This is a genomic window from Nocardia sp. NPDC004582, assembly GCF_053602115.1.
Map to the genome: position 1 here is coordinate 1 of NZ_JBSGCY010000255.1, position 4,457 is coordinate 4,457.

General features: G+C 67.8%; 6 protein-coding genes. 1 reads left to right on the top strand and 5 read right to left on the bottom strand.

The genetic code is table 11. From position 1 onward, the window contains the following. Positions 1–888, top strand: an 888-nt coding sequence (locus ACWELJ_RS33465; RefSeq protein WP_452370075.1) for an ATP-binding cassette domain-containing protein, incomplete at its 5' end; no start/stop codon positions are given. Positions 889–1,307: 419 nt separating this feature from the next. Here the strand turns inward: ACWELJ_RS33465 and ACWELJ_RS33470 are convergent. From ACWELJ_RS33470 to ACWELJ_RS33490, 5 genes are all read right to left on the bottom strand, one after another. Then, entirely contained in the window at positions 1,308–1,967 is a 660-nt protein-coding gene (locus ACWELJ_RS33470) for an FABP family protein (RefSeq protein WP_452370079.1), read from the bottom strand. Between the two features lie 245 nt (positions 1,968–2,212). Continuing rightward, positions 2,213–2,518 (bottom strand): DUF1416 domain-containing protein, encoded by a 306-nt coding sequence (locus ACWELJ_RS33475; protein WP_379272229.1) that lies wholly within the window; start codon positions 2,516–2,518, stop codon positions 2,213–2,215. A gap of 5 nt (positions 2,519–2,523) precedes the next feature. After that, complete coding sequence (locus ACWELJ_RS33480; RefSeq protein ID WP_452370076.1) at positions 2,524–3,357, bottom strand: sulfurtransferase; 834 nt, start codon at positions 3,355–3,357, stop codon at positions 2,524–2,526. 65 nt (positions 3,358–3,422) lie between these two features. Then, positions 3,423–3,881, bottom strand: coding sequence for a DUF4395 domain-containing protein (locus ACWELJ_RS33485; protein WP_452370077.1), 459 nt, complete (start codon positions 3,879–3,881; stop codon positions 3,423–3,425). A gap of 261 nt (positions 3,882–4,142) precedes the next feature. Next, positions 4,143–4,457, bottom strand: a 315-nt coding sequence (locus ACWELJ_RS33490) for a TlpA family protein disulfide reductase (RefSeq protein ID WP_452370078.1), incomplete at its 5' end; no start/stop codon positions are given.

Genomic DNA, 4,457 nt, shown 5'->3' on the forward strand with positions numbered 1-4,457 from the left:
GGCTCCTGGGCGGCGGCGGTGCTGCCGCTGTCGATCGGGGCCGGCGTGCTGGGCGCGCTGCTGATCGGAATCGTGCTGTACGGCAGCGGTTCTCCGATCCCGACGGCCGGCTTCCAGACCGTCGCGCCCGGCGGCATCACCCCGATGGCGTTCACCGTGCTGGTGCTGGTGCCGCTGTCGGCGTTCGAGGCGGTCGCGGTGCTGCCCGCCGCCGCGCAGGCGCTGACCACCGGCCGCGCCGCGCTGCACCGGCTGGACCGGCTCGAATCCGGAACGGTCGGAGCAGAACGCGAACCCGGCACCACGCCGGTTTTCCCGGCGCTGCCCGGCGGCCGGCGGATCGCGGTGGTCGGACCCAGCGGCGCGGGCAAGACCACACTGCTCATGGCCTGGGCGGGACTGTTCGACACGCCCCGGCCGGGCGTCACCTTCTTCGCCGAGGACGCGCACCTGTTCGGCACCACCGTGCTGGAGAACCTGCGCGTGGCGCGCGGCGACATCACCGCGGCCGAGGCCGAATCCGCGTTGCGCGCGGTCGGGGCGGGGGAGTGGCTGGACTCGCTGCCCGACGGCGTCGAGACCGATCTGGTCGGTGGCGCGGCCGCGGTCTCGGGCGGTCAGCGCCGCCGGATCCTGCTGGCGCGCGCCCTGCTCTCGCCCGCGCGGGTGCTGCTGCTCGACGAACCCACCGAACACCTCGAGGCCGACGCCGGGGCCGAACTGCTGCGCCGCCTCCTGGACGACTCGAGCGGCCTGGTGGATCGCGACCGCACGGTCGTGGTCGTCACCCACCAGCTGCCCCCGGACACGAAGGCCGACACCATCGTTCGCGTCGAATCCGGAGGTGTGCTCGAGTTCGTTCCCCGTATTCCCGAAACCACCGTCTGACCTGCCTTTTCGCAGTCCGCGAAAATACGTTGCCGCCGGTGCCGGATCCGACTAATTTCGTCGGTACACAGGAAGGAGGTGGTTCGAGAATGATTTCCAGGACGCGTGAGGTGGCTGCCAGCTAGGCGCTACCGCTGCAATCGGATTCCGATCGCGCGAGCCCTCGCGAATCCACGGCAGTCACCCGGCCCCCGAGTTACGGTCCGTCCGACCGGACTTGCGTGAAGAACGTTGCATCCTTCCGCAGGTATGACTCGGGGGCCGTACTGCGCCGCCTCCCCGGGACTTCAGCGGGCGGCTGAGAGCCGTATGAGTTGGCATTCCGTGCCTGCGTCGGGTGCCCAAACAATATTGGGGGTACCCCATGAGGTACCCCCATCGCAGCGAAATCAGTTGTCGCGTGCCGTATCGGCAGGCTCTCAGCCGATGTACCGCTTCAACCGCGCCGAGAGCCGCGGCTCGAGCGCGCCGTCGGCCGCGATGCGCTCCTCGACGTAGCCCAGGTCGCCGCCCTCGACGATGCCGTAGAGGCGTTTCGCGCCGCCGACCACGATGCCGGACTGGCTGCGGATCACCACGTCGGTGGCCAGCTCCCAGGACGACTGGGTCAGGGCCTGGCCGTAGAACAGCTCGACAATGCCGGTCGAGTGCGTGAGCAGCAGCTCCAGCACCTCGTCGTCGCCGTCGATGCCGACCCGCCAGAAGCCGCTCTCACGCAGGTCCGGGCCGTCGTACTCGCCCTCGGAGGTCAGCTTCCAGGACCGGGATTCCCAGGTCAGGTAGTCGCCGCCGTCGTGGGCGACGACGATCTGCTGACCGAAGCGGTAGTCGCCGGTCTCGGGGTCGTTGCCCTCGCCCTCACCGCGCCACACACCGACCAGCGGCAGCAGCGCGAGCATGGATGAACTCAGATCGGGGCCCAGCCGCAGATTCGCGGTGTCCACGGGCAGCGGCAGATCGGGGAGCGTCGGAACGTTCAGCCCCCCGGTCGACTTGGCCCGCTCGACCGCCTCCGCGACCGCCTGGTCGCCGCTGCGGCGCGAACCGGCGGCGTCCTCGGACGCCGAACCGTTGGCCACTCCGTTTTCGGTGTTCTCGTGGGCCGGATCTGTCACGACTCGGTGAACAGCCGGTAGAGGACGTACAGACCGAACCAGGCGATCAGCACGGACACGAGTACCAGCAGAATTTCGAAGGTAAGCACCACGTCTCGGAGTCTAATCGCACCGCCGCGATCACGTGAAAACGACCCCGGGAAAATCACACCGATACACCAGAACGGCCCCGGGATCATGAATCCCGGGGCCGTTCTTGATGTTTCGCCTTACTTGGCGACGGTGACGTCCACGTTGTGGATGCCGTTGCCCTCCGGCGACACCTCGGCGGTGCCGTTGCCGGACGCCGACAGCGCGCGGATGGTCCACGAGCCCGGCGCGGCGAAGAAGCGGAAGTCGCCGGTGCCCGAGGCCACGACCTCGGCGGTGAAGTCGCCGTTGCCGTCCAGCAGGCGGACGAACGCGCCACCGACGGTCTGGCCGTCAGCGGTCAGGACGCGGCCGGTGATGACCGTCTCCTTCTCGACGTCGACGCCGGCCGGGATGGCCTGTCCCTGGGTAGGTGCTGCACACATATTGATTACGCTCCCAACTCGATCGGTGCACCGACGAGGGAACCGTATTCGGTCCAGGACCCGTCGTAGTTCTTGACGTTCTGGTGGCCCAGCAGCTCCTGCAGCACGAACCAGGTGTGCGAGGAACGCTCGCCGATGCGGCAGTACGCGATGGTCTGCTTCTCGCCGTCCAGACCGGCCTCCTTGTAGATCTCCGCCAGCTCGGCGTCGCTCTTGAAGGTGCCGTCCTCGTTCGCGGCCTTGGACCACGGGACGTTGATGGCGCCGGGGATGTGGCCCGGACGCTGCGACTGCTCCTGCGGCAGGTGCGCCGGAGCCAGGATCTTGCCCGAGAACTCGTCGGGCGAACGCACGTCGACCAGGTTCTTGGCGCCGATGGCGTCGATGACCTCGTCACGGAAGGCGCGGATGGACAGGTCCTGCGCGGCGGCCTTGTAGTCGGCGGCCGGGCGCACCTTGACGTCCTTGACCAGCGGGCGGCCGTCCAGCTCCCACTTCTTGCGGCCGCCGTCGAGCAGCTTCACGTCCTGGTGGCCGTACAGCTTGAAGTACCAGTAGGCGTAGGCGGCGAACCAGTTGTTGTTGCCGCCGTACAGCACCACGGTGTCGTCGTTGGAGATACCGCGCTCGGACAGCAGCGCGGAGAACTGCTCCTGGTTCACGAAGTCGCGGCGGACCTGGTCCTGCAGGTCCTTCTTCCAGTCGAGACGCACGGCGCCCTCGATGTGCCCCAGGTCGTAGGCCGAGGTGTCCTCGTCCACCTCGACCAGGACGACGCCCGGGGTGTTCAGGTTCTCTTCGACCCAGTCTGCGGAGACCAGGACATCGGAGCGAGCCATGTTGTTCCTTTCGGTGCGGTGCCGTGTTCAGGCGTTGCGTTCGTGTGGCTGAGTGATCGGGATGGTCAGGGGCGGAGTCGGGCGACCAGCGGATAGATCTGGCAACCCAGGCAGATGCCGAACGCCGCGTTCAGGAAGGCCGCGAACAGTGCGAATCCGGCGAAGATCGAGCCCGCCACGGTGCTGCCGGCCGCGAAGCCGAGCACGCCCAGCACCGCGAAGACCAGACCCACCAGCTGCGCGAACCGCAGCGGCGCAATGGGTTCCAGCTCGGTCGGCGCGCCGTTGCGCGGCGCGACCAGGGCCGCGTAGATCCGGCCGTATGGGCTGCGCTTGGGGCCGTTGGCCGCGCCCAGGCCGAAGACCACGGCCTGCGCGGCCAGCAGTACGGCGGCCGCGGGGACCGAGACGGAAGCGAGAATCAGGACGAGGGCGAGCACCGCGGTGGTGATCCAGGCCGCGAACCGGGGACCCCGGACATCGACCTGCTCCACGGGCGGTGTGCTCGTAGTGGTGTTCGACATGAAAGGAAGTACTCCTGCGCTCGAGGATGTATTGGCCAGATCGCCGGAGGATCGACATGATCTCTCAACAGCGGGGGATACAACCGGTCGGCGACAGAGTTATAGAAAGGCCGACCGGCTAGCGGCACAGGCAGCAACAACCACCGAGCCGACACAGGTCTACCGTGCGGCGTCGGGTGAGCATCAGCTCGCGGTTGGATTGCACGAGAGGGAGTTTACCCAATTTTCGGGGGAAATTGGACCCGGGGTCCGTAATGCTGGTCACTCATCGGCCGTGGAGACCGTCAACGAGGCCATTGACGTGCGCAGATCCGCGGCCTTCGGAACGCCGGAGATTCGGAAGCGTTCCAATCCTCGAGAATCCAATCCGAAAGTGGTCGGCAGCGACAGCACGTTCAGCTCCCGGGCGAGCTCCGCGAACTCGTCGATGTCGACCTCCAGATCCAGCGGAGGCAGCTCGGCGTCGGCCAGTTCGGCCACCACGCCGGGCACGCGCTGCGCGTCTACATCCCCTACGGCACCCAGTGGTACGGCTATCTCATGCGCCGGCTCGCCGAACGCCCGGCCAATCTCGGC